This is a genomic window from Nocardia sp. NPDC005998 (assembly GCF_040614395.1).
Classification (GTDB): Bacteria; Actinomycetota; Actinomycetes; order Mycobacteriales; family Mycobacteriaceae; genus Nocardia.
In genome coordinates this window covers 156,347-181,360 of record NZ_JBEXUI010000001.1, presented here as the reverse complement: position 1 = coordinate 181,360, position 25,014 = coordinate 156,347, and the positions used below count along the sequence as shown (strand labels likewise).

Here is a 25,014-nt window from a genome sequence, read left to right as displayed (position 1 = left end):
AAGCGGGGGGTGCACCGTCAGGTCAGATGCAACGCGAGGACCTGGGCGACGAGGGCGGGGGCGCTGGCTCCCGGGATGACGAGGCGCAGACTGCGGTTGGCCTGGAGGGTGGCGATGCCGTGCAGATTGGTCCACAGGGCGATCGCGGTGGCCCTCGGATCGTCGGCGGTCGGCGCCGCCTCGGCGACCAGTGCGGCGAAGCGTTCGAACAGCGGCAGGGTGATCGAGCGCAGATTCTCGCCGGAACCCTCGAGCAGGTCGTGACGGAACATCAGGGTGAACATCTCCGGGCGCTCACCGGCGAACTCGACGTACGCCACCGACATGCGCTGCATATGCTCGCGCGGCGTGGTCGCTCCCTCCCGTGCCTTCGCAAACTGATCCATGAGATCGGCGAAACCCCGGGCGGCGATGGCGGCCAGCAGCGCACGGTGGGTGGGAAAGTGACGGCGCGGCGCACCATGGGAGACCCCGGCCGCGCGGGTGATCGCCCGCAGACCGAGCTGCCCGACGCCCACCTCTTCGAGCATGTCGACCCCGGCGCCGACCAACCGTTCGCGCAGGGGCTCATTTCCGACCATGGAGACATCGTCTACGTCAGCCATCGAATCGCTCCTCACCGGCATCCCGACTGCGTCACACAAGTAGAAATCCTCTACCAACAATAGTAGACAATGTCTACGCTTGCGTGGTAGACAGTGTCTACAGCAACGGTAGACAGTGTCTACGGCAACTCTCTCGGAGGCTCATGTGTGGTACCGGTTTTTCAAGTACGTGCTGGTCGGCCCGCTGTTGCGACTGCTCGGTCGGCCCGCAGTGGAGGGTCGGCGGCACGTGCCACGCACCGGACCGGTGATCATCGCCGCCAACCACCTCGCAGTGCTCGATTCCCTCTACCTCGCGCTGGTCCTGCCTCGCCGCGTCACCTTCCTGGCCAAACAGGAGTACTTCACCGGCACCGGACTCAAGGGACGATTCCTGCGCTGGTTCTTCACCGTCCTGGGTCAGGTCCCGGTGAACCGCACCGGCGGCACCGCCGCGGCGGACGCACTGAACGCCGCCACCAAGATCCTGGAATCGGGTGATATCTGGGCGATCCACCCGGAGGGCACCCGCTCCCCGGACGGCTGCGTCTACCGCGGCCGCACCGGTGCACTGCGCGTCGCCATGGCGACCGGCGCGCCGGTGATTCCGGTGGTGCTCTCCGGTACCGACAAGGTGAATCCGCGCGGTGCCAAATTGCCGCGTTTCGGCAAGGTGCGCATCAGCTTCGGCACGCCGCGCTACTACCCGCATGTTCCCCCGAGCCGCGCGATCCATACCGCGACCGACACTGCGGCCACCTCCCCGGTCCGCGCCGCCACCGACGAGCTGATGCGGGAGTTGGCCGCGCGATCCGGCCGCAATTACGTCGACCGCTACGCCGCCACTTTCGGTTCGAACCGCTCGTAGCTTTCCGCCCCCGATTCGCCGCCCAGATCGGACAAGTCCGCGGACTACCGGGCCGAAGCGTTAACGCGGCGCAGAATTGGCGGGATAGTTGGAAGCAGGCCGGTGCACAACGTCCGGCCACCGCACCGTGGTGATCAGGGAGTTGGACTTGAGCAGGTTCACCGATGAGATGTACGCGACGGCACGAACCTCGGTTCGCGGGCTGGTGACCGGGGAGCCGAATGCGCCGCTGCGGCAGACGTGGGGCGAGATCCACCGCATCGCGCGCAGCATGGCGGGCGGCCTCGCGGCGGCCGGAATCGGACACGGCGACGCGGTCGGCGTGCTGGCCGGGATGCCGGTCGATATCGCACCGGCCTGTCAGGGCATCTGGATGCGCGGCGCATCCATCACCATGCTGCATCAGCCGACGCCGCGGACCGATCTGGTGGTCTGGGCCCGCGATACCGAGACCGTCCTGTCGATGATCGATGCGCGGGCGGTGGTGCTCGGCGCGCCCTTCGAGGCCGCCGAACCGCTGCTGCGCGAACGCGGCATCACCGTGGTGCGGATCGACCAGCTCCGCGACGGCCCGGAGGCCGATCCGGTGCCGACCGTCGAGACCGATATCGCATTGCAGCAATTGACCTCGGGATCGACCGGATCGCCGAAGGCGGTGCGGATCACACACGGCAACTTCTACGTCAATGCCTACGCCATGTTCGATCGGGTGAAGTTCCAGCTCGACGAGGATGTGATGATCAGCTGGCTGCCCCTGTTCCACGATATGGGCATGGTCGGCTTCCTCAGCGTCCCTATGCAATTCGGCGCCGAAGTGGTCTGCGTGACGCCGATCGACTTCCTCACGCGCCCGCTGCTGTGGGCCGAGCTGATCGATAAGTATCACGGAACCGTCACGGCGGCACCGAATTTCGCGTACTCGCTGCTGGCCCGCAGGCTCAAGCAGGCCGAGGACGGCGCCTATGACCTCAGCAGCGTCCGGTACATGTGGAACGGTGCCGAACCCGTCGACCCGGACACCATGGAGGCACTCGCCGCCGCCGGAAAACGCTTCCGGCTCAATCCGATGGCGCTGACCCCGGTCTACGGCATGGCCGAAACCACACTGGCGGTGTCGATTCCGGATCCCGGACTCGGGCAGATACTCGATGTCATCGATGCCGACCTGCTGGAGGCCCTCGGCAAGGCGGTGCCGGTCCACGATCCGCACGGCCACCACAGCAATGTGCGCCGCCTGCCCACACTCGGCTATCTGGTCGACAATCTGGAGGGCCGGGTCGTCGACTCGGAGCGCCAACCGCTGCCCACCCGTTCCGTCGGCGTGATCGAATTACGCGGTCCCGCAGTGACTTCGGGCTATGTCACGGTCAATGGGTTCCGTAGCGCGCAGGACCAGGACGGCTGGCTCGACACCGGTGACATCGGCTACTTCACCGACGAGGGCCTGATCGTGGTGTGCGGCCGGATCAAGGACGTCATCATCATGGGCGGCCGCAATATCTATCCCACCGATATCGAGCGCGCCGCGATGCGGGTGGCAGGTGTGCGCCCCGGCAATGCCGTCGCGGTCCGTTTGGACGCGGGGGAAAAGCGCGAAAGCTTCGCCGTGGTGGTGGAAAGCAATGACCACCAGAACGCCGATGAGGTCAAACGCATCGAACGCGAGATCGTGCACTCGGTGTTCTCCGAGGTCGGTGCCCGCCCCCGCACCGTCGCCGTGCTGGGCCCCGGCGCCCTCCCGAAGACCTCCTCCGGCAAACTCCGCCGCTCCGCCACCGCCATCCACCTGCGCTGAACATGTGAATTGCATTCGGGCGCAGGGGCTTTGCACACAGCGACGCCGCGCCCGAGCGGAGATCCGCAGCCGTCGGGCGGTGGTCTCGTCAACTTTTTTTCGTGGCAACGGCTTTCGCGCTCGCGGATCTCGATGCGCCGGCCGCGGTGGCCTAGCACACCATGTGATCATCGCAATTGTGCTCGGCAGCTTTATGTTCCGCGATCAGGACCGACGCTCCGCGCAATCCGTCTCGATCAGTGCAGCTGGTTCTGGGCCGGTTCGAGCCCGACGCGCAGCAGCAATTCGACTGCGTCGGCGGCCTGTTCGACGATCACCGGAACTTCCTTGCGCTCCGCCGACGAAAACGGTTTGAGCACATAGTCTGCCGGATCCTGGCGGCCCGGCGGGCGGCCGATGCCGATGCGGGTGCGCAGATAGTCCTTGGTGGTCAAGGCACTGGAGACCGAGCGCAACCCATTGTGCCCGCCCTCACCGCCGCCGCGCTTGAGCCGAACCTGACCGAATGGCAGATCCAGTTCGTCGTGCACGACGATCACCTCGGTCGGCGGTACCGAGAAGAATTTCGCCAGCGCCGCGACCGGACGCCCGGACAGATTCATGAACGAACGCGGCTTGGCGATCAGCACCTGACGCCCGTCCAGCCGGGCCTGCAGCAGATCGGCGCCGGACTTCTTGTGCACGGCAAAACGGCCGCCGACGCGCTGCGCGAGCACGTCGGCGACCAGAAAGCCGATATTGTGCCGGGTGCGCTCGTATTCCGGACCTGGATTGCCAAGTCCGACCACGAGCGCGGGCCCGGTCGAGGATTCGGTCATGCGGATAACCGACCCGGGGAGTTCCTACTCGGCGCTCTCGGCCTCGGCGGCGGCCGCGGCGGCCTCTTCGGTCTCCTGCGCGGAGGCCGGGGCCGCGATGATGTTGACGATCAGGGCCTCCGGGTCACCGGCCAGGGTGACACCCTTGGGCAGCGGGATCTCGCCCGCGGTGATCTGGGTGCCGGCCTCGGCGCCCTCGATCGAGACCTCGATGGCCTCCGGAATGTTCAGCGCGTCGGCCTCGATGGACAGGGTGGTGGATTCCTGGGTGATCAGGGTGCTCGGACCGGCCTCACCGGCCAGCGTCACGTTCACATCGGCGGTGACCTTCTCGCCGCGCTTGACGATCAGCAGGTCGGCGTGCTCGATGTAACGGCGAATCGGGTGCACCACAACGGATTTGGTCAGCGCCAGCTGGTTCTTGCCGTCGATGACGAGGTTCAGCACCGCATTGGTGCCGTGCTCGCGCAGGATGGCGGCGAAGGCCTGGGCGTTGAGCGAGAGGTGCTGCGGGTCCGCGGCGTGGCCGTACAGCACGGCGGGGACGTTGCCCGCGCGGCGGGTGCGGCGGGCCGCGCCCTTGCCGAACTCCGTGCGGACGGCGGCTTCGAGAAGGTTGGCGTCGGACATGACTGGATCTGCTCCCTACGGCTCTTGCGGGCTGTCAACAGTGCGCCAGGAACTGTTATCCGCCCTGGCAAAGGTTGGTCTATTCGTCGGGCGAAGACCGAACGAGGACGGCAGAGAGCCGAGCCGCGTCGATCACGGTGAACGCATCAGGTCTGCGGTCACCCTCGCCGAGACAACCTGAACACCATAGCGCAACTGTCTATCTCTCCCTGAATCGGGTCGTCGTACTCGCCGAATTGTCGTCACCCGGGTCGCGTACGCTGGAGCGGTTGCCGATCGGCTGTCTGAAAGGTTGTTGAAGTTGACCGCCTCCACTGAGGGTGTCGTCGCGCCCGCCCCGCGTGGGTTGCCCGCCGAGGTCGCTCGGCGGCGCACATTCGCGGTGATCTCCCACCCCGACGCGGGCAAGTCGACGCTGACCGAGGCGCTCGCGCTGCACGCCAAAATGATCTCCGAGGCGGGCGCGATCCACGGTAAGGCCGGGCGCCGCTCGACCGTATCGGACTGGATGGAAATGGAGAAGGCGCGCGGAATCTCCGTGAGCTCGACCGCACTCCAGTTCAACTACCGCGCCGCGGGCTCCGATATCGATAACGTCATCAACCTGGTCGACACCCCGGGCCACTCGGATTTCTCCGAGGACACCTACCGCGTACTCACCGCCGTCGACGCCGCGGTCATGCTGATCGACGCCGCCAAGGGTCTCGAGCCGCAGACACTGAAGCTGTTCCAGGTGTGCCGCCACCGCGGCATTCCGGTCATTACGGTGATCAACAAGTGGGACCGCCCCGGCCGCGCGCCGCTGGAACTGCTCGACGAGATCAACGAGCGGATCGGACTCACCCCGACGCCGCTGTTCCTGCCGGTCGGCATCGCCGGTGACTTCCGTGGCCTGCTGCGTCGCGGCGCCGAGGGCGAGGCCGTCGAGTACATCCACTTCACCCGCACCGCGGGCGGCGCGACCATCGCGCCGGAGGAATCGATCGACCCCGAAGCCGCCGACGCTCGCGAGGGCGAGGCGTGGACGACCGCCGCCGAGGAGAGCGAACTGCTCTCGGCCACCGGACAGGACCACGATCAGGAAATGTTCCTGGCCGGGCAGACCTCCCCCGTCATCTATGCCTCGGCGATGCTGAACTTCGGTGTGCGGCAGTTGCTCGAGACCTTGGTTGCGCTGGCGCCCGCGCCCGGTTCGCGTGCCGATATCGGCGGCGCACCGCGCGATACCACCGATCCGTTCAGCGCGGTGGTCTTCAAGGTGCAGGCGGGAATGGATGCGGCACACCGGGATCGGCTCGCGTTCATGCGGATCGTCTCCGGCGAATTCGAGCGCGGCATGGTCGTCACGCACGCCCAGACCGGTCGGCCGTTCGCGACCAAATACGCGCTCACCGTCTTCGGCCGGGAGCGCTCGACCGTCGACACCGCCTACCCGGGTGATGTGGTCGGCCTGGTCAACGCGACCGCGCTGGCGCCGGGGCACACGCTGTTCGTGGACAAGAAGGTGGAGTTCCCGCCCATCCCATCCTTCGCACCGGAGCATTTCGCGGTGCTGCGCGCGCAGAGTGCGGGCAAGTACAAGCAGTTCCGCAAGGCCATCGATCAGCTCGATTCCGAAGGCGTGGTGCAGGTGCTGCGCAATGACGCGCGCGGCGATGCCTCCCCCGTGCTCGCGGCGGTCGGCCCGATGCAGTTCGAGGTGGTCACCGCGCGAATGCTGGCGGAGTTCAACGTCGAAACCCATATGGAGCACCTGCCGTACACGCTGGCCCGGCGCACCGATGCGGAGTCGATGGCCGAACTCGACCGGCAGCGCGGGGTCGAGGTGTTCACCCGCTCCGACGGAGTGCTGCTCGCGCTGTTCGGCGACAAGTGGCGGCTGCAGTACATCGAGAAGGAGCATCCGAAGCTCACACTCGAGCCGTTGGTCGCGGCCGCGGACTGAACGCCCGCCCCTATCCGGCTTCGGGTTCGGCTTCCGTCGCCGGTTCGGGCTCGCGGCGCAGCGGGGTAGTGGGCTCGCGTTCGATGTCCGCGATGCCGTCTTCGCGCGCGATCATCCCCCAGCGACTCGATGTCAGTCGCAGGCTGGGCAGATCGCTGAGCGAGAGCACCACCTCATAGGTCCGCTCGTAGCCGGTGTGCGCGATCCGCCACAGGCCGTCCTGACAGCGCACATAGCGATCGGAGTAGAACGCGGCGCCGCGCAGCAGCATATTGTGCGCCGGTATCAGTACGGTATCGGCGAGATACCAAGTGCCGGTGGCGGTATCACCGACGACATCGATCTCTGGATGATCACATCGGTGCTCGGTGATGACATGCGGACCGAGGGTGTTGCGCATGAAAGCCAAGAACGCGTCCCGCGACTCGAACTGCAGGTATTCGCTGTAGGTGGCGGTCGCCTCGGGAATCATCGTATCCGCGAATTCATCCCACGACTTGGTGTCGAGGGTGCGCAGATACCGGAACTTCAGGCGACTGATCGCTGACACAGCATCCTGATCCATAACCTCAACAATCCCATTCGAAGCCGCCGCGCTACACGAATTGGGAGATTTGTATCAGATTGCTATCACCGATGGTCGATAATCCGCCCCGGCGCGCGGCTCAGTTGCCGATGGTGAAGCAGGTATTACAGAAGTCGCTGCCGAACTCCGTCAGCCGCAGACTCTTGCGCACGATCTTGGGCGCGCGCCCGGCCTTCTTCAGCGCCGCCTCCACTACCGGCTGCACCTCGAGCACCATGTACCGGCTGAGCACCACCGGATCATCGGAGACCTGGGTCAACCCCAGCCGGTTCAGATTGATCAGATAGGTGCGGGAGCGGTCCGGGTAGCGGACTCCGGCCTGTTCCGGCACCGAGGTCAGATCGCCGGTCACCAACTCCGAGCCGATGCCGAGCGGACGATTGGTCCGCACATCGACCGTCGGCTGCGGACCGTTCAATGCCATGAACCGCAGAATGCGCGCCTCGTCCGGCGCCAACTCGTCGAGGATCCGGTCATAGGCGGGATGCACATCCTCGGTGAAGTAGACATCGGCCGAGCGGGCCAGCAGCGCATCGCCGCGGCGGCGCAGCTCCTCACTGCTCGCCGAGTGCAGCGGTGCGCCGATGCCGATCGCCTGCTGCTGCGACGCACCGTTGGAAGCCGGTACATAGCTGACGATTTCGCGCACCGACCCCTCGGTGACGCCCAGCGCGCTGCGCGCGATGGAGCGCAGCGCATTGCCGGTCCGCTCGGCGATATCGGCCGACGACTCACCGTCGAGCGCGGCCTGGGTGATCTCCTTGGTCACCTCATAGGTCGTCTCGACGGCCCACTGACTGCCGCGCACCACGGAGCCCGCGGCGAGTCCCGCCGCCCGGAACACACCGCGAATCAGCCTCGCCTCGTTGCTGATCTGCCGCTGTTCGACATCCGAGCTGCGCTCCACCGAGCGGGAACCGGCCCGGGCCAGGTCCTGTCCGGTCCTGTCGTCTGTCACGTCTACTCCGATGTATTGCCTAGTGAACGAATACGCCCACAGATTATTGCCCTCGAGCTTTCCAGGTATGCGTAACCGAGAGCCGAGTGGGCCAGCACTCACGCCGACCCCTGCCGTCGAACGTGTGGTGGTCGTCATTGTCTCCGGCGCCGGTTGACAGTACGACATTCTGGACACACAGTGTGACTGATGTCTCAGACAATCCGCTGTGGCTCGGGACACTCGCGGTGGACCGGCTTCTCGATCTCACAGTAGGGTCCGTCTGCCGACTGGGTGCTAGTTTGGGATGCCGGTGAGGCGGCGGTCACCGGTATATCGGCAGGAGGGTGTCGTGTTGGAGAGTGTTTTCGGGATTCACCCGACGATCCTCCTCGAGTTAGTGACTATCCCGCTTTTCACTGGAATCATCGGCTACATCACCAACTGGACCGGCATCCTCATGCTGTTCAAGCCGGTCGCCTTCCACGGTGTGCATTTACCCGGGCTGCGCGCGCTGTTTCCCTTCCTGCCCAAGCGAATTCAGGTGCTTCCGCTACTGAGCTACGACGGCCGAATCGGCTGGCAGGGCATCGTGCCCTCGCGCGCGGACAAAATGGCGAGCATCGCCGTCGACAAGGGCCTGGCGAAACTCGGCAGCGTCGCCGACTTCTATCGCGAACTCGAACCGGACAAGCTCGCCGAACACCTCGCCAATATCGCCGACGCACAGATCAAGGACATCGTCGAAGAAATCCTGCGCCGCGAGCACCCGCAACTCTGGTACAACCTGCCGACCGGTGTACGGGAGATGATTCATGCGCGGGTCCGCCAGCAGCTGCCCGATATTCTGCGTGAGCTGACCGAGGAATTGGGCGCCAATATCGATCAACTGCTCGACGTCAAGCAGATGGTAATCCGCTATTTCCAGGCGCGCCCGCACCTGCTCAACACCCTTTTCCAGGTACTCGGCGCCAAGGAACTGCGTTTCATGCAGAACTTCGGTTTCTACTTCGGCGCGCCGATGGGTGTGGTGCTGGTCGGGATTCTGCATGCAACCGGCTGGTCGACACTGGTGGTGCTGCCGATCGGCGGCGTCATCATCGGCTGGATGGTCAACTGGATCGGCCTGAATATGATCTTCGCGCCCGCCTACCCGAAGTGGTGGTGCCCGTGGCGGCAGGGTCTGCTGATCAAGCGGCAGTCCGAGATCACCGATGGCTACGCCGAATTGGTCTCCAGCCAGGTGATGACCGTCGCCAATATCGGTGACGAACTGCTCAACGGCCCGCGCTCGGACCGGACCATGCAGATGCTCGAGGACACCTTGCGCCCGGCCGCGGACCGCGCGCTCGGACCCGCGAGACCCGCGGTGAAGTTCATGCTCGGCAGCCGGGAGTACGACTCGCTGCAGTCGACGCTGACCACCGAGGCGATGTCCATCGCACCGATCGCCTTCGCCGATCCGGACTTCAATGTCCAGCAGGGTAGGCAAATCAACGACTACATCGCCAAACAGATGTCGGCGCTGAAGCCTCCGGACTTCGTGGATATGCTGCGATCGGCCATCAAACAGGACGAATGGCTCCTTTTTCTGCATGGCGGCGTGTTGGGGCTCTTCGCCGGATACGCTCACATCCTGATCTTCGGGACGGGAGTGGCGACATCATGGCTATGACGGAATCTGGCGGCGACGATCTGCAGGCCGCCGGGCAGGGCTCTGCGTCGGCGGAGCACTCCGAGGTGGCCGAAACACCCCAGCTCGCAACGGAAATCGCGCGGCTGCCGATCAGCTCGGCCGAGGTCGGAGCCCGCAAGCGGGAGCCCGGGTCGGTGCGCAAAACCGTCCGCGCGACCACCGGCGTCGCCCGGGTCGCGGTGACCGCCGCCGCCGAGGTGACCGCCTGGGGCATAGATACCGCACTCGGTGTCGGCGCGACCGTGGTGCGCGGCAGCATCGCCGGGAATCCACCGCGCGAGGTTCTGGCCGAGGCCGAGGCGGGGGTCCGTGACGCGGTGCGCCGCGCACTGCGACTGCCCGCCACACCCGAACAGCCCACCTCCGACGCCGTTCCCACGCTGCGCGAACAGGGTGCCGCGCTGTTGCGCCTGTCGGCGAGCACGCACGGCGAACATGCCGAAACCCATCCTGCCTTCGCCCGCATGCTCGAGGAACTCACCCCCGACGAGGCGCGCATCCTGCGCTTTCTCCATCTCGACGGCCCGCAGCCCTCGATCGACATCCGCACCGGACGTCCACGCGGCCTCGGCGTCGAGCGGATCATCAGCGGCCTCAACCTGATCGGCGAACACGCGGGTCTGCGCTTCCCGAACCGCGTCCAGCAATATCTGCCCAACCTGCGTCGCCTCGGCCTGATCGAATTCGTCAAGGAACCCGTCGGCAACCCGAACCGCTACCAGATCCTCGAGGCCCAATCCCCGGTCCGAGAGGTATTGAAGCGCTCCGGCTTCGGCACCAAGGTCTACTACCGCAGCATTACCCTCACCGGCTTCGGCGCCGACTTCGTACAGACCTGCCTGCCTGTCGTAGTGCAAGACGGTCGCGTCTCCGGCACCAGCTAACCCACGATCGGGGCGCGATTCGACTCGCTCGATGCGGCGCCAAGTCGGGCGCGTGGTGCAGCGCCCACCGAACGGCCGAGTCTCTCGCACCGGCTGCCCCACGACCGAGGCGCCATTCGACTCCGCTCGATGCAGCGAACAATCCGTCGCGCGTGGTGCGGCGCCCACCGAATCAGGTGCGCTCCTTATGGTTCGCTGGTACCGGACGGTCTGCGAGGCCGAGTCGAGGTCGGCCAGAGGGCAGGCTCCCGTCGGCTAGGGGCAGCCCGACCGACGGCAGACGCAATCGGCCAAAGCCTAAAGCGCCGTCGCCCAGGGATCAGGCGCCGTTGCCCACAAGTCAGGCGCCATCGGCCAATTCGAGCCAGCGCTCCTCGGCGGTCTCCTTTTCGGCCAACACCTGTTTCAGCTCGGTGCCCAGGGTGATGAGTTTCTCCGGGTCGGTGGCGGCGTCGGCCAAGGCGGTGTGCAGGCGCTGCTCGCGTTCGGTGAGCTTATCGATGGCGCGTTCCAGTTTGGCCAGTTCCTTGCGGGCGGCGCGGTAGGCGGCGGAGTCGGTGGCGGGGGTTTCGGCGGGCTTGGTGTCGGTGCCGGAACGTGTTGCGGCCGAGTTCGATACGGCACGCTTTTTCAGGTATTCGTCGATGCCACCGGGCAGGTTCGTGAGTTTGCCGTCGCCGAACAGTGCCCAGGTCGAGTCGCAGATGCGCTCGATCAGGTAGCGGTCGTGGCTGATCACGACCAGCGTGCCCGCCCAGTTGTCGAGCAGGTCCTCGAGCTGTTGCAGGGTATCGATATCCAGGTCATTGGTCGGCTCGTCGAGCAGCAGCACATTCGGCTCGGCCATCAGGATGCGGGTCAGTTGCAGCCTGCGCCGTTCACCGCCGGATAGGTCGCCGACCGGGGTGCGCTGACGGGCGGGAGTGAAGCCGAGCCGCTCGGCCAGCTGCCCCGCGGAGATCTCCTTGTCGCCCAGCACGATTCGCTGCGCCACCTGCTGCACGGCCTCCAGTACCCGCAGGTCGGTCGGCAGATCGTCGAGTTCCTGACGCAGCCAGCCGATCTGGACCGTCTGCCCCTGAATGCGTTTGCCCGCAGCGGGTTCGATCGCACCGGCCAAGGTGCGCAGCAGGGTCGTCTTGCCGGAGCCGTTCACCCCGACCAGGCCGACCCGCTCCCCCGGCGCAAGGCGCCAGGTCAAGTCGCGCACCAACTCTCGGCCGTCCGGTGTGGTGAGGGTGGTGTCCTCGAGTTCGATGACGACGCGGCCCAGGCGCTTTCGCGCGAACGCGGCCAGCGAGACGCTATCGCGTGGCGGCGGTACATCGGCGATCAGCGCCTCGGCGGCCTCCACCCGATAGCGCGGCTTGGAGGTGCGCGCCTTCGCGCCGCGCCGCAGCCAGGCCAGCTCTTTGCGCGCCAGGTTCGCGCGCCTGGCCTCGGCGGCGTCGGCCTGCCTGGCCCGCTCGGCGCGCGCGAAAATCCAGTCGCCGTAACCGCCCTCATAGCTCTCCACCTTGCCGCCGACAACCTCCCAGGTATCGGTGGCGACGGTGTCGAGGAACCAGCGATCGTGGGTCACGACCACCAGCGCGCTGCGGCGGTTGAGCAGATGTTCGGCGAGCCACTGCACGCCCTCGACATCGAGGTGGTTGGTCGGCTCGTCGAGGACGAGCAGATCGAGTTCGCGCACCAGCGCGGCGGCCAGCGCGACGCGGCGGCGCTCGCCACCGGACAGATTGTCGACCGATGTCTCCAGGCCGAGGCCGTCGATGCCGATACCCGCCAGCACCGAACGGATGCGCGGGTTCGAGGCCCATTCGTGTTCGGCCATATCGTCGGTCATCGCATCATCGGCGAGTCCGGCCAGCACAACAGCTCCGACGGTCGCGCCCGGCGGCAGCACACCGCGCTGGGTAACCACCGCCATCCGCAGCCCGCCGACCCGGCTCACCCGGCCGCTGTCGGGCGGTTCGAGACCGGTCAGCACCTCCAACAGGGTGGTCTTACCGCCGCCGTTGAGGCCGACGACGCCGATCCGCTCGCCCGCGTGGATACCGAGCGACACGTTGTCCAGGAGCGGTTTGATACCGAAACTCTTGGAGACCTGCTCGAGGTTGATCAGGTTGGACATGGATCCCGCTAGCCCGCCTCTCCGCGCAATTTTCCCGTCGAGAGAGCCTACTCACCCTCCCGCACGGCCCGACGGTCGCGGTCCGGACCCCGGTTTTGGGCGTCCCCGACGAGTTACCCGTGTCCTCGCGAAATCAGTGGTCACATACCCGAATCCGCCATTACTTGCGCAACGAACAGCGTTCGTTTACAGTAGCTTCAGCGAACAGCGTTCGTTACGAACAACGTTAGCGAAGGCGCTTCCGAAGCACAGCCGCAGAATGGGAGCCCCACCTCGCGTCGAGGTGCCAGGGGCGGCACGGATCAACTACCCCTTACCTGGAGGTTTCTCATGCACATCGGTCTCGGTCTGCCCATTTCCGATCCCGCCGCTCTGCTCGATTGGGCCCGCCGCGCCGATGCGGGCCCGTTCTCCACCCTCGGCCTGCTCGACCGGCTCGTCTACGACAATCCCGAACCGCTGATCGCGCTCGGCATGATCGCGGGCGCCACCAACCGCATCAAGGTGCAGACCGAGGTGCTCATCGCACCGCTGCGCGAGCCGACGCTGCTCGCCAAACAGGCCGCAACCCTCGACCGCATGTCCGGTGGCCGCTTCGTGCTCGGCCTGGGTGTCGGCGGTCGCGCGGACGACCACATCGCCTCCGGCACCGACCTGCGTACTCGCGGTCGCCGCCTGGACGAACAGATGGCGATCATGCGCCGCCTCTGGTCCGGTCAGCCGCACGGTGCCGACTGCGGACCGGTCGGCCCCGCGCCGCTGCGTCCCGAAGGCCCCGAAATCCTTTTCGGCGGCTTCCAGCCCGCCGCCATCGATCGCGTCGGACGCTGGGGCGGTGGATTTCTCGCCGCCGCCGCACCGTCCTGGGCCGGTGACCTCTTCGATGCCGCCCGTCGCTCATGGAAGGAATACGGCCGCGACGGCGAGCCGCGCATCGTCGCCCAGGTCAATGTCGCACTCGGCGCACCCGACCTGATCGAAGACGCCCGCACCTCGATGGGCAACTACTACGAATTCAGCGGTCGCGCCGATTACATGCTCGCGGGCATGCTCACCACTCCCGACGAGATCCGCACGGCCATTGGCCAATTCGAAGATCTCGGCGCAGACGAGGTCATGCTCTACTGCTACGGCCGCGACGCCGACCAGGTCGACCGCCTCGCCGACGTCATCGCATAACTCCGCGCCAGCCCAACCAGGCGTGCACTTTTCCAGCCGAGTCCGGCGATCGCAGGATTCAGCGGGAAGTGCACGCTTCTTTCACCAAGGTCAGCGCTTTCCGGGCGTGTCACTGCTGATGACTCTGGCACCGGGCACCGGTCCGCTGGCCGTGCGCACGCTGCGGCACACACCCGCACCGGCGAGTTCGGCCGCGACCGCCACCGCGCCATCCTCACTGTCACACAGGAATGCGCAGGTCGGACCGGAACCGGAGACCAATCCGGCAAGCGCACCCGCGCCGACGCCGGCGCGCAATGTCCGACGCAGCTCCGGCTTCAGCGATAGGGCCGCCGCCTGCAGGTCGTTACCCAGCAGGGGCGCAAGCTGTTTCGGGTCACCGGAGGCCAGTGCCTGCATCAGCGCCTGCGGCTCGCCGATCCGGGGCGGGGTGCCGTTCTCGCGTAGTCGGTCGAGTTCGGCGAAGACGGCGGGCGTGGACAGCCCGCCCTTGGCCAGCGCGAGCACCCAGTGAAAAGTATTGCGGGACAATACCGGAAGCAGCCGTTCACCACGGCCGGTGCCGAGCGCGGTGCCGCCGTGCAGCGCGAACGGCACATCGCTGCCGAGTTCGGCGGCGACCGCGAACAATTCGTCGCGAGTCATCCCGACGTCCCACAGCTCGTTCAGGCCGACGAGCGCGGCGGCGGCGTCCGCGCTGCCACCCGCCATACCACCGGCGACCGGAATGCCCTTATTGATGGCGATTTCCACCAGTGGCGCGCGTCCGGCCAGATGCGCGACGCGCACGGCGGCCTTCCAGACCAGATTGGTGCGATCGGTCGGCACATCGGCGGCGCCTTCGCCGCTGACCCGGACCGACAGCGCAGCGGCGGGCGCGAGCTCCAGATCATCGCTGAGCGATAGCGCTTGGAACACCGTGGTCAGATCGTGATAGCCGTCCGCGCGCACGTCACCGACGCCGAGATGCAGATTCACCTTCGACGGGGCGCGCACGATGACGGGACTTGGCACTACCGACAACACGGTGCTCAAGCCTATCGGGTGGGTCCGACAGGTGCTCAGCTAGCGATGAGACATTCACCGGCCATGTGTCGGACGGTTACAACAGGGCCCCGCCGGTGGCATCGATCCACTGTCCGGTGACCCAGCGCGAATCGTCGGAGGCGAGAAAGGCCGTGATATCGGCGACGTCGCCGGGCTGACCGACCCGGTGCAACGGCGACCACCCGGCGACCAATGCCTCGGTCTCGTCATTGCGCAGCCAGCTCGCGTTCATATCGGTATCGATCACGCCGGGCCCGACGGCATTCACGGTGATGCCACGCGCACCGAGTTCCTTTGCCAGCGTTTGGGTGAACGTGTCGATGGCGCCCTTGGTCATGGTGTAGGCGATCAGCTGCGGCATTCTCGCCCCGTGCGTGAGGCCGGTGGAGATATTGATGATGCGCCCGCCGCTGCGCAGTCGCTCCAGCCCCAGCTTGGCAACGAAGAACGGCGCCTTCGCATTGACGGCGAAGAGCCGGTCGAAGGCTGTCTCATCGGTACCGCCGATCGGTTCGCGGATGCCGTCGATGCCCGCGTTATTGACGATGATGTCCACACCGTCGGCATGTGCGTCGAATGCGGACCACAGTGCCGCGGCATCGCCGGGCACGCCGAGTTCGGCCCGGATCGCGAAGGCCGAACCGCCCGCCGCCTCGATGGCCGCGACGGTCTCCTTCGCCGCCTGCTCATTGCCGTTGTAGTGCACGGCGACGCGCGCACCCTCTTGCCCCAGCCGTTGCGCAATCGCCCGGCCGATACCGCGACTGCCACCGGTTACCAGTGCCGTCTTGCCGTCGAGCCGACCGGTTCGCAGCTGTGCACCCATCATGAGCCCTTTCTCTAGCGATCACTACAGAACGGACGTTAGCATATTATCTAGCGATCGCTATAGAATGGCTGGGTGAGTGCACCGACCAGGGGACGCCCCCGCTCGTTCGACCGGGATGCCGCGCTGAAAAAGGCGCTGCGACTGTTCTGGGCGCGCGGCTACGAGGCGACTTCGATCGGCGATCTGACCGCGGCGATGGGCATCGGAGCACCGAGCCTGTACGCCGCATTCGGCGATAAGGCGACGCTGTTCAACGAGGTGGTGCAGGTCTTCGGCACCCGCTACGGCGGCTTCATCCCACGCGCCCTCGCCGAGGAGCCGACGGCCGAGGCGGCGGTGCGCCGCATGCTGCGCGAGGCGGCGACGGAGTACACCCGGCCCGATTGCCCGCACGGCTGCCTGGTGATGAGCGCGGGACTCAACACCACCAGCACCGAGATCGCCGAGATGCTGCGCACGATTCGCAATCGGAATGTGGCGGGCTTCGCGGCGCACATTCAGGCGGATATCGATGCGGGCCTGCTGCCGCCCGAGACCGATGCGACCACGCTCGCGCGTTATGTGGGCACGGTCATGCAGGGCATGTCACAGGCATCTCGAGACGGTGCAAGTCCCGCACAGCTGGAGCGGGTCGCCGAAATGGCCATGCACGGTTGGCCTTCCACCGTTCGCGCGTGAACACGTCGTCGGCATAAGGAACGAGATCTGCCGTCGAGCGCGTCGGCATCCGAGTCCATATTCCGAAAACAGCTGGACGATGGGAACTATCCGAACTTCCGGAACGACCAGTCGATGGCAGAACAATCCACACTTGCGCCCAATACCCTCGGGGGGTATGTTTCATTTGCGTTGGGGATACCCCCACACCGTATGATCGAATGCCAGCGAAGGAGTCGGACATGGCCACCAGCACCTACACCGTCACGGGGATGACCTGCGGACACTGCGTCAACTCGGTCAAGACGGAGATCGGCAAGATCGATGGCGTGACCAGCGTGGATGTCGACCTCGCCACCGGTGCCGTCCAGGTGGACAGCGCCGCACCGCTCGCCGCCGCCGATATTGTCGCCGCCGTGGACGAGGCGGGGTACGAGGTCGCCGTCTGATGCAGGACCGGCTGAGGTTCGCCGCGGTCGGTGGCGGACTGGTCGCGTTGTTCGGTGTCGCACTCGGAATCGGCGCCCTGGTGGGCGAGCCGACCGGGTCGGCACCGGACCACGGCGCGATGGCACACACCGAACAGGACACCGGGCTGTCGGATTCACGATCCGGCTACACCCTGGCCGATCTGACCGCACCCGCGGAGCCGAATCGAGCCGGGGCCCTGCGTTTTCGGATCACCGGACCGGACGCGACGCCGGTCACCCGATTCACCACCCAGCACGATAAGAAGCTGCACCTGATCGTGGTCCGGTCGGACGCCACCGAATACCGGCATGTGCATCCGACCATGGACGACACGGGCACCTGGTCGATCGATTGGACCTGGGCGGCGCCCGGCGCCTATCGCGTCTTCGCCGATTTCGTCCCGGAACAAGGTCCGGGCGATCTGGTTCTGAGCCGCACCTTCACCGTCGCGGGAGCGGCTACGACACAACCGCTTCCGCCCGAATCGCGGTCGGCCACGGTGGACGGCTACCAGGTGCGCATGACCGGCGAGCTGCGCACCGCGGGCAGCGAACTGCGTTTCACCGTGACGCGCGACGGCGCGCCGGTGACCGATCTCGAACCGTACCTCGGTGCGTACGCACATCTGGTCGCACTGCGCGCCAATGACCTCGCCTACCTGCACGTCCACCCGCAAGGCGAAATCGGCCGCACACCAGCCGGTCCGGAGGTCACCTTCCATGCACAGGCCCCGAGCGCGGGCCCATATCGGCTATATCTAGACTTCTCCCACGGCGGCGTCGTGCACACCGCGGAGTTCACCGTGCGCGTCGAATCATCCACAGCGCCATCCACATCCAGCGGTGCGCACCATCCGGATGGCGGTCACCCATGACCGCAGCCGCCGACCGGCCTCGATAGAGCCGACAATCGGCGCGTTGACCTGCGCAATCTGTGCGGCACATGCGGTGCGGCGGCTTAGCCGAATTCGATGGGTCACGGCGGCTGCCACATTCGCCCCAGCAAAGACAAAAGTTCGTTATCCACAATCTGTTTCGACAGAGCAGCTGTTCGCGCAGCTGGCGGCGTTGGTCGCACCGAGCGCCCTCCTGTCACGCCAGCAACAGAAACCGACCAGTCCGCCGATTACGATTCGGCCCGAACGTCATCCGATCAACCGAACGCACTGCCCATGACGGAATTACACCTGGGCGGCGAGGCGGACGAAGGCTGCGGTGTCGAGGGTTTCGCCGCGGGCGGTCGGGGAGATTCCGGCGGCCAGTAGACGGCGTTCGGCCTCGGCGGGGGAGCCTGCCCAGGTGCCGAGTGCGGCGCGCAGGGTTTTACGGCGTTGGGCGAAGGCGGCGTCGATGACCTCGAAGACGCGGCGGCGGTGCACTTCATCCATCGGCCATGGCGGTTCGGCGTAGCGCTGGATGCGGACCAGACCGGATTCGACGCGCGGCACCGGCCAGAAGACCTGGGTGCCGACCGCGCCCGCGCGGCGCACGGTGCCGAAGAAGCCCGCCTTGACGCTGGGAACGCCGTAGATGCGGCCACCCGGCTCGGCGGCCAGGCGATCGGCCACCTCCGCCTGCACCATCACCAATGAGGTTGTGATGCTGGGCAATTCGGCCAGCAGATGCAGCAGCACCGGCACTGCCACGTTATAGGGCAGGTTCGCGACCAGCGCGGACGGCGATATCGGCAGGTCCCGCGCGCGCACCCGCAGCGCATCGGCCTCGACGACGCTCAGCTGCCCGGCCAGTTCCGGCGCACGGTCCGCGACAGTCACCGGAAGATGCCGCGCGAGAACCGGATCGATCTCGACCGCGACGACCGAATCCACCACATCGAGCAGCGCCAATGTCAGCGAGCCCAGCCCGGGCCCGACCTCGAGCACCACATCCCCGCGCCCGACCCCCGCGGCCGCGACAATGCGCCGCACCGTATTGGCATCGTGCACGAAGTTCTGCCCGAGCTGCTTGGTCGGGCGCACGCCCAGCAGTTCGGCCAGTGCCCGCACCTCGGCGGGCCCGAGTAGCGCAGCGCTCCCACGAGCGGAAATATCGGGTTCGGACACGTCCGACAACGTATCAACCCGTTGCGAGTCGGACTCAGCCGATGCCGAGGCGGCTGGTGCAGGCGGGCCAGGCGCCCCAGCCCTGGCCGGCGCGGGTGAGCTCGGCGATGGCGATCTGTTCTTCGCGGGTGGCAAGGTCGGCGCGGGGCGCGTATTTCAGTCCGCCCTGGCGCTCCCAGGTGCTCTGGTCGAATTGGATGCCGCCGAAGTAGCCGTTGCCGGTATTGATGGCCCAGTTACCGGTGGATTCGCAGCGGGCCAACGCATCCCAGATCGCACCGTCACGCACGGGCGGTACCTCGGTGCCGGGCTTGGCGCCCTTGCGGACGGTCTTGGGCTGCGCGGTCACCGTAACAGTGGCGGAGACCGGCTGTCTGCTCACCTCTTGGCCGTTGACCATGGTGACCGCGAAGGTGACGTCCTGCACACCGGCCTCGCCGGGACTCTCCACCACCGACCGGCTCATATTCATGGTCGTATCCTCGATCACATTCTCCGGCGGATCCAGCGGCATCGTCTCGACCTTGTTCTCGATGCGCTTGCGGGTCACCACGATGCGCAGCCCATCGGTGAGCGGGGTGGTCGGCGCGGGCTCGACACTGTCCTGCTGGATCAGCGGAATGCCCGCGACGGTTAGGAAATCACCGACGGTCGGCGCAGCCAGCCGGACATCGACGTAATTGCCGATGCCGTCGAGCAGCGATACCGCGCGTGGGCTGGCGATCTGCAATGCCGCGCCCTCCAGCGGCAGCCGCTCGGTGCGGGCCGGGGAGACGTAAACCTCGCGGGGCAGATGCAGCTGATCGACCACATCGCCCGCGGTCAGGCCGGTGGACCACACCTTCTCGACCTTGCCGTCCAGCGACAGCGCGACCTCACGGGCCCGGTTGAAGGTGATGGTGGCGCCATCGGCAATCGTCGCTGCCAGCGCGGGCCGGACCAGGTCGCGGTCGTTCACATCGAACCCCGCGGCCTTCAACACTCCGCCGACATTGGGCGACATGGTGGTCTGCGTCATCTGTTCGCCATCCACGACAACCGTGACCGTCTTGCGGTTCACGATCGCCATCGCGGCACCGACGATCAGTGTCACCAGCAGCGCCGCAACCGCCGCGTACAGCAGCGGCGAGCGGGACTGGTTGATCCTCGTGAATGGAGACATGGTCACAGCACGATAACGAAGGGGTCAGGGGTCGACAACCGCAGACTTATGAGCGGCGGGTTTCAATATCACAAATCAATATCGACACCGCAGGTAAATCACAAAACGTGCCGAGTGAAGTGACCTAGAACACACGCGTCCATCCAGCCCCCTTGCACATTGACGGGGGCTTCGAATGCCGACGTCCGAACAAGATCGCAAAAACGGCTTCTCGCGCGTTACCGCGAGAACTCACGTTCGATCTTGAACAGAAATGCAATCGATTCAGATACCGTAAATGCGGCGGGCGTTCGCGGTCGTTATTTTCGCGAGCTCCACCGGGTCCTGTTCCCGCAATTCCGCGAGGGCGCGCGCGGTGTACGGCAGGCAATACGGTTCATTGGGCGCACCGCGGAACGGATGCGGAGTCAGATACGGCGCATCGGTCTCCACCAGAATCTGGTCGTCGGGCACCACCTTGGCGGCCTCACGCAATTCGTGGGCGTTCTTGAAACTCACCGTCCCGGAGAAGCTGAGGAGGTAGCCCTCGGCCACGCACGACATCGCCATATTGGCGTCAGAGGAAAAGCAATGGAAGATCACGGTTTCCGGCGCGCCCTCGTCCAGCAGCACCGTCAGCAGATCGTGATCGGCCTCGCGGTTGTGGATCATCAGCGGTTTGCGCAGGCGCTTGGCCAGGTCGATATGCCAGCGGAAGCCCTCGACCTGATCCTCGATATCGGCGCAGCCCTCGAGCTTGCCCGGCCAGTAGTAATCGAGTCCGGTCTCCCCGATCGCGACGACGCGCGGATCGGCGGCCAAACGCTCCAGCTCGGCCTTCGTCGCGTCATCGAGCGCATTTGCCCGCGTCGGATGCAGGGCGACGGCGGCGAACACCCGACGGTCCCAGTTCGCGGCCTGTACGGCCCACTGCGCGGCGGCCAGATCGTCGGCGACGGTGACCACCTGGCCGACACCGACCGCGGCCGCACGGTCCACGATCACGGCCGTCGACTCCGCATCGGTCGCCCCGCAGGCGTCCAGATGCGTATGCGCGTCCACCAGCGGCGCGAGCGGATCCGGCAATTCCGGCGCGGCTCGCTTGCCTTTTGTTCGCTCGCTGCGCTCGCTCATCGGCGGGCTCCGGTGCGGTAGTACACCGACGCCGGGCGGCGGTCATCGTCTCCGGGGATATTCACGTGAGCGTCGGAATCCACGCGCACTACAGTAGATGCACCATGAGCGAGCGTAGCGAGCGAATCAAAGACACGGGCGCCTCGCGCATGACGGAGCCGAGCGCCAGCGAGGTGCAGTCATGAGCGAAGCTGACCGCCGCGCCTTCTACATCACCACGGCCATCGCCTACCCGAACGGTGCGCCGCATATCGGGCATGCGTACGAGTACATCTCGTCCGACGCCCTCGCCCGCTTCAAGCGGCTCGACGGATATGACGTCTTCTTCATGACCGGCACCGATGAGCACGGGCAGAAGATGCAGCAGACCGCGGTCGCGGAGGGCGTGCCGGTGGAGGAGCTCGCCACGCGCAACTCCGACGTGTTCGAGGCGATGGACAAGAGGCTCGATGTCTCCTTCGACCGCTTCATCCGCACCACCGATGACGATCACCAGGTGGCCAGCGTCGCGATCTGGGAGCGGATGCTCGCCAACGGCGATATCTACCTGGACAACTATTCGGGTTGGTATTCCGTCCGCGACGAGGCGTTCTACACCGAGGAAGAGACGACGCTGCTCGAGGACGGCACCCGGATCTCGACCGAGTCGAAGACACCGGTCACCTGGACCGAGGAGTCGAACTACTTCTTCCGCCTGTCGAACTACCAGGACAAGCTGCTCGCGCTCTACGACGAACATCCCGAATTCATCGCGCCCGCAACGGCTCGCAATGAGATGGTGAGTTATGTGAAGGCGGGTCTGAAGGACCTGTCCATCTCGCGCACCACCTTCGACTGGGGCGTGCCGGTGCCCGGCCATCCCGATCATGTGATGTACGTATGGGTGGACGCGCTCACCAACTACATCACCGGCGTCGGCTTCCCGGATACCGAATCGGCTGCGTTCCAGCAGTTCTGGCCTGCCGACGTGCACATCATCGGCAAGGACATCACCCGATTCCACACCGTGTACTGGCCCGCATTCCTGATGTCGGCCGGGATCGAGTTGCCGAAACGCGTTTTCGTGCACGGGTTCCTGTACAACAAGGGCGAGAAGATGTCCAAGTCGGTCGGCAATGTGGTCGACCCGCTCGCGCTGGTCGACGAATACGGCGTCGACGCGCTGCGCTTCTTCCTGCTGCGCGAGATCTCCTACGGTCAGGACGGCAGCTACAGCCACGAGGCAATCGTCGGCCGGATCAATACCGATCTGGCCAATGAATTCGGAAATCTGGTGCAGCGCAGCCTGAAGCTGGTCGCACGCGACTGTGGCGGCGTGGTGCCGACGCCGGGCGAATTCACCGACGCCGACCGCGCCCTGCTCGACCGCGCGAACGAGCTGTTGGCGCGCTGCCGCACCGAATTCGACAGCCAGCAGATGCATCTGGCGCTGGAGGCGATCTGGCTGACCCTCGGCGAGGCGAACAAGTACTTCTCCGCCGAGGCTCCGTGGGCACTGGCCAAGACCGGCACCGAGGAATCGCTGGCCCGCGAGGCCACGGTGCTGTACGTGACCATCGAGCTGCTGCGCATCGTGGCCATCCTGGTTCAGCCGGTCATGCCCGAATCCGCGGGCAAGATCCTCGATCTGCTCGCCACGCCCAAGCGGACGTTCGCCGATATCGCAACGCCGCTGGTCCCCGGCACCCCGCTGCCGGAACCGGTGGCGGTCTACCCGCGCTACGTCGAGCCGAAGAAGTAGCCCCGCCCGAGCACGACAGAGCCCCCGAACTTCACGAGAAGGTCGGGGGCTCTTCGCACTCGCCTACTTCCAGCGCTCGAGCAGACGGTTGATCTCGGTGGTCAGCGCCGATTGGAGCAGGGGCCCGAAGCTGATTCGGCCGACGCCCTGATCGGCGAACACGGCCCGATCGGATTCGCCGGGCACCCCGACCATGCTGATCGGCCGCGGCAGTTCACTGGTCAGCCGCCGGATATCGGCGTCGGCACGCACACCCGCCGGGAACAGCGAGTCGGCGCCCGCCTCGGCGGCCAGCCGCAGGCGTGCGATGGCACGGTCGACACGGTCGCTATCGGCGCCGTCCTGGCGCATGAACAAGTCGGTGCGGGCATTGATGACCACGTGCACGCCCGCGGCATCGGCGAACTGCCGCAGCCCGTGCACCAGATGGGCATGCTCCTCGGCGGTGCGCAGCCGACCGCCCTCGCTGTGCACCGTGTCCTCGATATTGAGACCGATCGCGCCCGCCTCCAGCAGACCCTCGATCAACTGGGCGGGCTCGAGGCCGTAACCGGATTCGATATCGACCGAGACCGGAACTTCGACGGCATCGGTGATCTGCCGGACGCGGGTCAGCAGCTCCGCGAACGTCATACCTTCCTTATCGCTGCGCCCGATCGAATCGGCGACCGGATGACTCCCCAGGGTCAGCGCCGAAAACCCGGCCGCCACAGCAACATTCGCCGACCACGCGTCCCATACCGTCGGAAAGACGCCGGGATCGCCGGGGATATGCAATTCGAGAAACGCCTTCGCCTTGCTTTCCAAAGAGGTCATGACACCGATCATCGTCTCGACCGTGATCGATGGCACTATGACACTCCCCATCCGGTTGTCCGGGAGTGTCGATGATGGCGCGTCGCGCTACGAACTGTCGCCGCCATTGCGGCGGGAAGTCAGGACCGCGTCGTAGAGTTCGCGCCGCGAGACCCCGGTTTCCGCCGCCACCTGCGCACAGGCGTCCTTGAGGCGGATACCTTCGGCGGTCAGCGATTCGACCGCCTCGACCAGGTCGGCGGGATCGGCCGAGGTCGGCTGTGCGCCTTCGAGGACAACAGTGATCTCGCCGCGCGCCCCGTCGACCGCCCAAGCGGCGAGTTCACCGAGGTTGCCGCGGACGACCTCCTCGTAGGTCTTGGTCAGCTCCCGGCAGACCGCGGCGCGCCGGTCCGGACCGAGCACCTCGACCGCATCGGCCAGGCACTCGGCCAGCCGGTGCGGAGCCTCGAAGAATACGCAGGCCCGCGGCTCGGTGCGCAAGGTGCGCAACCACTCCCGGCGCTGGCCGGACTTGCGTGGCGCGAATCCGTCGAAGCAGAACCGCTCCACCGGAAGCGCGGACAGGGCCAGTGCCGTGGTCACCGCCGATGGGCCCGGCAGACAGGTGACCGGGAGCGCGCGCTGCACGCAGGCGACCACCATGCGATAGCCCGGATCGCTCACCGACGGCATACCGGCATCGGTCACCAGCAGCACCGTGCGACCGCTCTCGATCTCATCGAGCAGCGCCGGAATCTTCGCGGCTTCCACATGATCGTCGAAGCGCACCACCCGTCCGGTGATCTCCACCCCGAGCGCCTTCGCCAAGCTGCGGGTGCGCCGGGTGTCCTCGGCCGCGACGATATCGGCGGATCCCAGCGCTTCGCGCAGCCGTTGCGACGCATCGCCGATATCCCCCATCGGCGTCGCCGCGAGCACCAACCGACCCGCCGTCACCTTGTTCCTCCGCCTCCCCGGATCTTTTGCCGGTCGTCGCGATTCTGTCATCACGCGAAAATGAATCCCGTGTCGGGTAATCACAACCGATGCCGACACGCAGGCGGACTCGCCGCACCCT

General features: G+C 66.2%; 23 protein-coding genes. 10 read left to right on the top strand and 13 right to left on the bottom strand.

Translation table 11 applies throughout. The features are described 5' to 3' along the window. Positions 1-17: 17 nt before the first annotated feature. A complete protein-coding gene (locus ABZ293_RS00865; RefSeq protein WP_355176650.1) occupies positions 18-605 on the bottom strand; it encodes a TetR/AcrR family transcriptional regulator in 588 nt (195 codons plus the stop codon). A gap of 145 nt (positions 606-750) precedes the next feature. On the opposite strand from ABZ293_RS00865, the gene ABZ293_RS00860 reads away from it, so the two are divergent. Continuing rightward, a complete protein-coding gene (locus tag ABZ293_RS00860) occupies positions 751-1,452 on the top strand; it encodes a lysophospholipid acyltransferase family protein (protein ID WP_354951332.1) in 702 nt (233 codons plus the stop codon). A 148-nt stretch (positions 1,453-1,600) separates the two neighbouring features. Continuing rightward, entirely contained in the window at positions 1,601-3,247 is a 1,647-nt protein-coding gene (locus ABZ293_RS00855; protein WP_355176649.1) for a fatty acyl-AMP ligase, read from the top strand. 236 nt (positions 3,248-3,483) lie between these two features. Here ABZ293_RS00855 and pth read toward each other — a convergent pair whose 3' ends face one another. Both pth and ABZ293_RS00845 read right to left on the bottom strand, forming a co-directional pair. After that, positions 3,484-4,065, bottom strand: a complete 582-nt coding sequence (gene pth, locus ABZ293_RS00850; protein WP_355176648.1) for an aminoacyl-tRNA hydrolase — start codon at positions 4,063-4,065, stop codon at positions 3,484-3,486. 24 nt (positions 4,066-4,089) lie between these two features. After that, positions 4,090-4,695, bottom strand: a complete 606-nt coding sequence (locus ABZ293_RS00845; protein WP_355176647.1) for a 50S ribosomal protein L25/general stress protein Ctc — start codon at positions 4,693-4,695, stop codon at positions 4,090-4,092. Between the two features lie 301 nt (positions 4,696-4,996). Here ABZ293_RS00845 and ABZ293_RS00840 point away from each other — a divergent pair, with 301 nt between their 5' ends. Then, the gene (locus ABZ293_RS00840) at positions 4,997-6,640 is read left to right on the top strand and encodes a peptide chain release factor 3 (protein ID WP_355176646.1); all 1,644 of its coding nucleotides are present in this window, start codon (positions 4,997-4,999) and stop codon (positions 6,638-6,640) included. A gap of 10 nt (positions 6,641-6,650) precedes the next feature. Here the strand turns inward: ABZ293_RS00840 and ABZ293_RS00835 are convergent, their stop codons facing one another. Together ABZ293_RS00835 and ABZ293_RS00830 are read right to left on the bottom strand one after the other, a co-directional pair. Further along, the gene (locus ABZ293_RS00835) at positions 6,651-7,205 is read right to left on the bottom strand and encodes a nuclear transport factor 2 family protein (RefSeq protein WP_355176645.1); all 555 of its coding nucleotides are present in this window, start codon (positions 7,203-7,205) and stop codon (positions 6,651-6,653) included. Positions 7,206-7,305: 100 nt separating this feature from the next. After that, on the bottom strand, positions 7,306-8,184 hold the full coding sequence (locus ABZ293_RS00830; protein WP_355176644.1) for a DUF4393 domain-containing protein: 879 nt from the start codon (positions 8,182-8,184) through the stop codon (positions 7,306-7,308). Positions 8,185-8,563: 379 nt separating this feature from the next. Between ABZ293_RS00830 and ABZ293_RS00825 the strand changes: the two genes are divergently transcribed. Both ABZ293_RS00825 and ABZ293_RS00820 read left to right on the top strand, forming a co-directional pair. Beyond that, a complete protein-coding gene (locus tag ABZ293_RS00825; RefSeq protein WP_355176643.1) occupies positions 8,564-9,838 on the top strand; it encodes a hypothetical protein in 1,275 nt (424 codons plus the stop codon). Then, positions 9,835-10,743 (top strand): Abi-alpha family protein, encoded by a 909-nt coding sequence (locus ABZ293_RS00820; protein WP_355176642.1) that lies wholly within the window; start codon positions 9,835-9,837, stop codon positions 10,741-10,743. The genes ABZ293_RS00825 and ABZ293_RS00820 overlap by 4 nt, the downstream gene beginning before the upstream one ends. A 340-nt stretch (positions 10,744-11,083) precedes the next feature. Here the strand turns inward: ABZ293_RS00820 and ABZ293_RS00815 are convergent, their stop codons facing one another. Continuing rightward, entirely contained in the window at positions 11,084-12,877 is a 1,794-nt protein-coding gene (locus ABZ293_RS00815; RefSeq protein ID WP_355176641.1) for an ABC-F family ATP-binding cassette domain-containing protein, read from the bottom strand. A gap of 330 nt (positions 12,878-13,207) precedes the next feature. Between ABZ293_RS00815 and ABZ293_RS00810 the strand changes: the two genes are divergently transcribed. Further along, positions 13,208-14,056, top strand: coding sequence for an LLM class flavin-dependent oxidoreductase (locus tag ABZ293_RS00810; protein WP_355176640.1), 849 nt, complete (start codon positions 13,208-13,210; stop codon positions 14,054-14,056). A 90-nt stretch (positions 14,057-14,146) separates the two neighbouring features. On the opposite strand, the gene ABZ293_RS00805 is transcribed toward ABZ293_RS00810, so the two are convergent. Further along, a complete protein-coding gene (locus ABZ293_RS00805; RefSeq protein WP_355177111.1) occupies positions 14,147-15,082 on the bottom strand; it encodes a 4-(cytidine 5'-diphospho)-2-C-methyl-D-erythritol kinase in 936 nt (311 codons plus the stop codon). Between the two features lie 76 nt (positions 15,083-15,158). Next, a complete protein-coding gene (locus ABZ293_RS00800) occupies positions 15,159-15,932 on the bottom strand; it encodes an SDR family oxidoreductase (protein ID WP_355176639.1) in 774 nt (257 codons plus the stop codon). Positions 15,933-16,004: 72 nt separating this feature from the next. Here ABZ293_RS00800 and ABZ293_RS00795 point away from each other — a divergent pair, with 72 nt between their 5' ends. From ABZ293_RS00795 to ABZ293_RS00785, 3 genes are all read left to right on the top strand, one after another. Next, the gene (locus ABZ293_RS00795) at positions 16,005-16,610 is read left to right on the top strand and encodes a TetR/AcrR family transcriptional regulator (RefSeq protein WP_355176638.1); all 606 of its coding nucleotides are present in this window, start codon (positions 16,005-16,007) and stop codon (positions 16,608-16,610) included. Positions 16,611-16,831: 221 nt separating this feature from the next. Next, complete coding sequence (locus ABZ293_RS00790; RefSeq protein WP_355176637.1) at positions 16,832-17,038, top strand: copper ion binding protein; 207 nt, start codon at positions 16,832-16,834, stop codon at positions 17,036-17,038. Further along, on the top strand, positions 17,038-17,934 hold the full coding sequence (locus tag ABZ293_RS00785; protein WP_355176636.1) for a hypothetical protein: 897 nt from the start codon (positions 17,038-17,040) through the stop codon (positions 17,932-17,934). The genes ABZ293_RS00790 and ABZ293_RS00785 overlap by 1 nt, the downstream gene beginning before the upstream one ends. Before the next feature lie 306 nt (positions 17,935-18,240). Here the strand turns inward: ABZ293_RS00785 and rsmA are convergent, their stop codons facing one another. The 3 genes from rsmA to ABZ293_RS00770 form a co-directional block, all read right to left on the bottom strand. Next, positions 18,241-19,122: a 16S rRNA (adenine(1518)-N(6)/adenine(1519)-N(6))-dimethyltransferase RsmA gene (gene rsmA / locus ABZ293_RS00780; RefSeq protein WP_355176635.1), complete on the bottom strand. Its 882-nt coding sequence runs from the start codon at positions 19,120-19,122 to the stop codon at positions 18,241-18,243. Positions 19,123-19,156: 34 nt separating this feature from the next. Beyond that, positions 19,157-20,284: a transglycosylase family protein gene (locus ABZ293_RS00775; RefSeq protein ID WP_355176634.1), complete on the bottom strand. Its 1,128-nt coding sequence runs from the start codon at positions 20,282-20,284 to the stop codon at positions 19,157-19,159. Positions 20,285-20,548: 264 nt separating this feature from the next. Beyond that, the gene (locus tag ABZ293_RS00770; RefSeq protein WP_355176633.1) at positions 20,549-21,397 is read right to left on the bottom strand and encodes a TatD family hydrolase; all 849 of its coding nucleotides are present in this window, start codon (positions 21,395-21,397) and stop codon (positions 20,549-20,551) included. Positions 21,398-21,578: 181 nt separating this feature from the next. Here ABZ293_RS00770 and metG point away from each other — a divergent pair, with 181 nt between their 5' ends. Beyond that, on the top strand, positions 21,579-23,138 hold the full coding sequence (gene metG, locus ABZ293_RS00765) for a methionine--tRNA ligase (protein WP_355176632.1): 1,560 nt from the start codon (positions 21,579-21,581) through the stop codon (positions 23,136-23,138). A 63-nt stretch (positions 23,139-23,201) separates the two neighbouring features. Here the strand turns inward: metG and ABZ293_RS00760 are convergent, their stop codons facing one another. Together ABZ293_RS00760 and rsmI are read right to left on the bottom strand one after the other, a co-directional pair. Continuing rightward, a complete protein-coding gene (locus tag ABZ293_RS00760) occupies positions 23,202-23,954 on the bottom strand; it encodes an isocitrate lyase/phosphoenolpyruvate mutase family protein (protein WP_355176631.1) in 753 nt (250 codons plus the stop codon). An 87-nt stretch (positions 23,955-24,041) separates the two neighbouring features. After that, positions 24,042-24,893 carry a 16S rRNA (cytidine(1402)-2'-O)-methyltransferase gene (gene rsmI / locus ABZ293_RS00755; protein ID WP_355176630.1) on the bottom strand — a complete coding sequence of 284 codons (852 nt, stop codon included), beginning with the start codon at positions 24,891-24,893 and terminating at the stop codon, positions 24,042-24,044. Between the last annotated feature and the right edge of the window lie 121 nt (positions 24,894-25,014).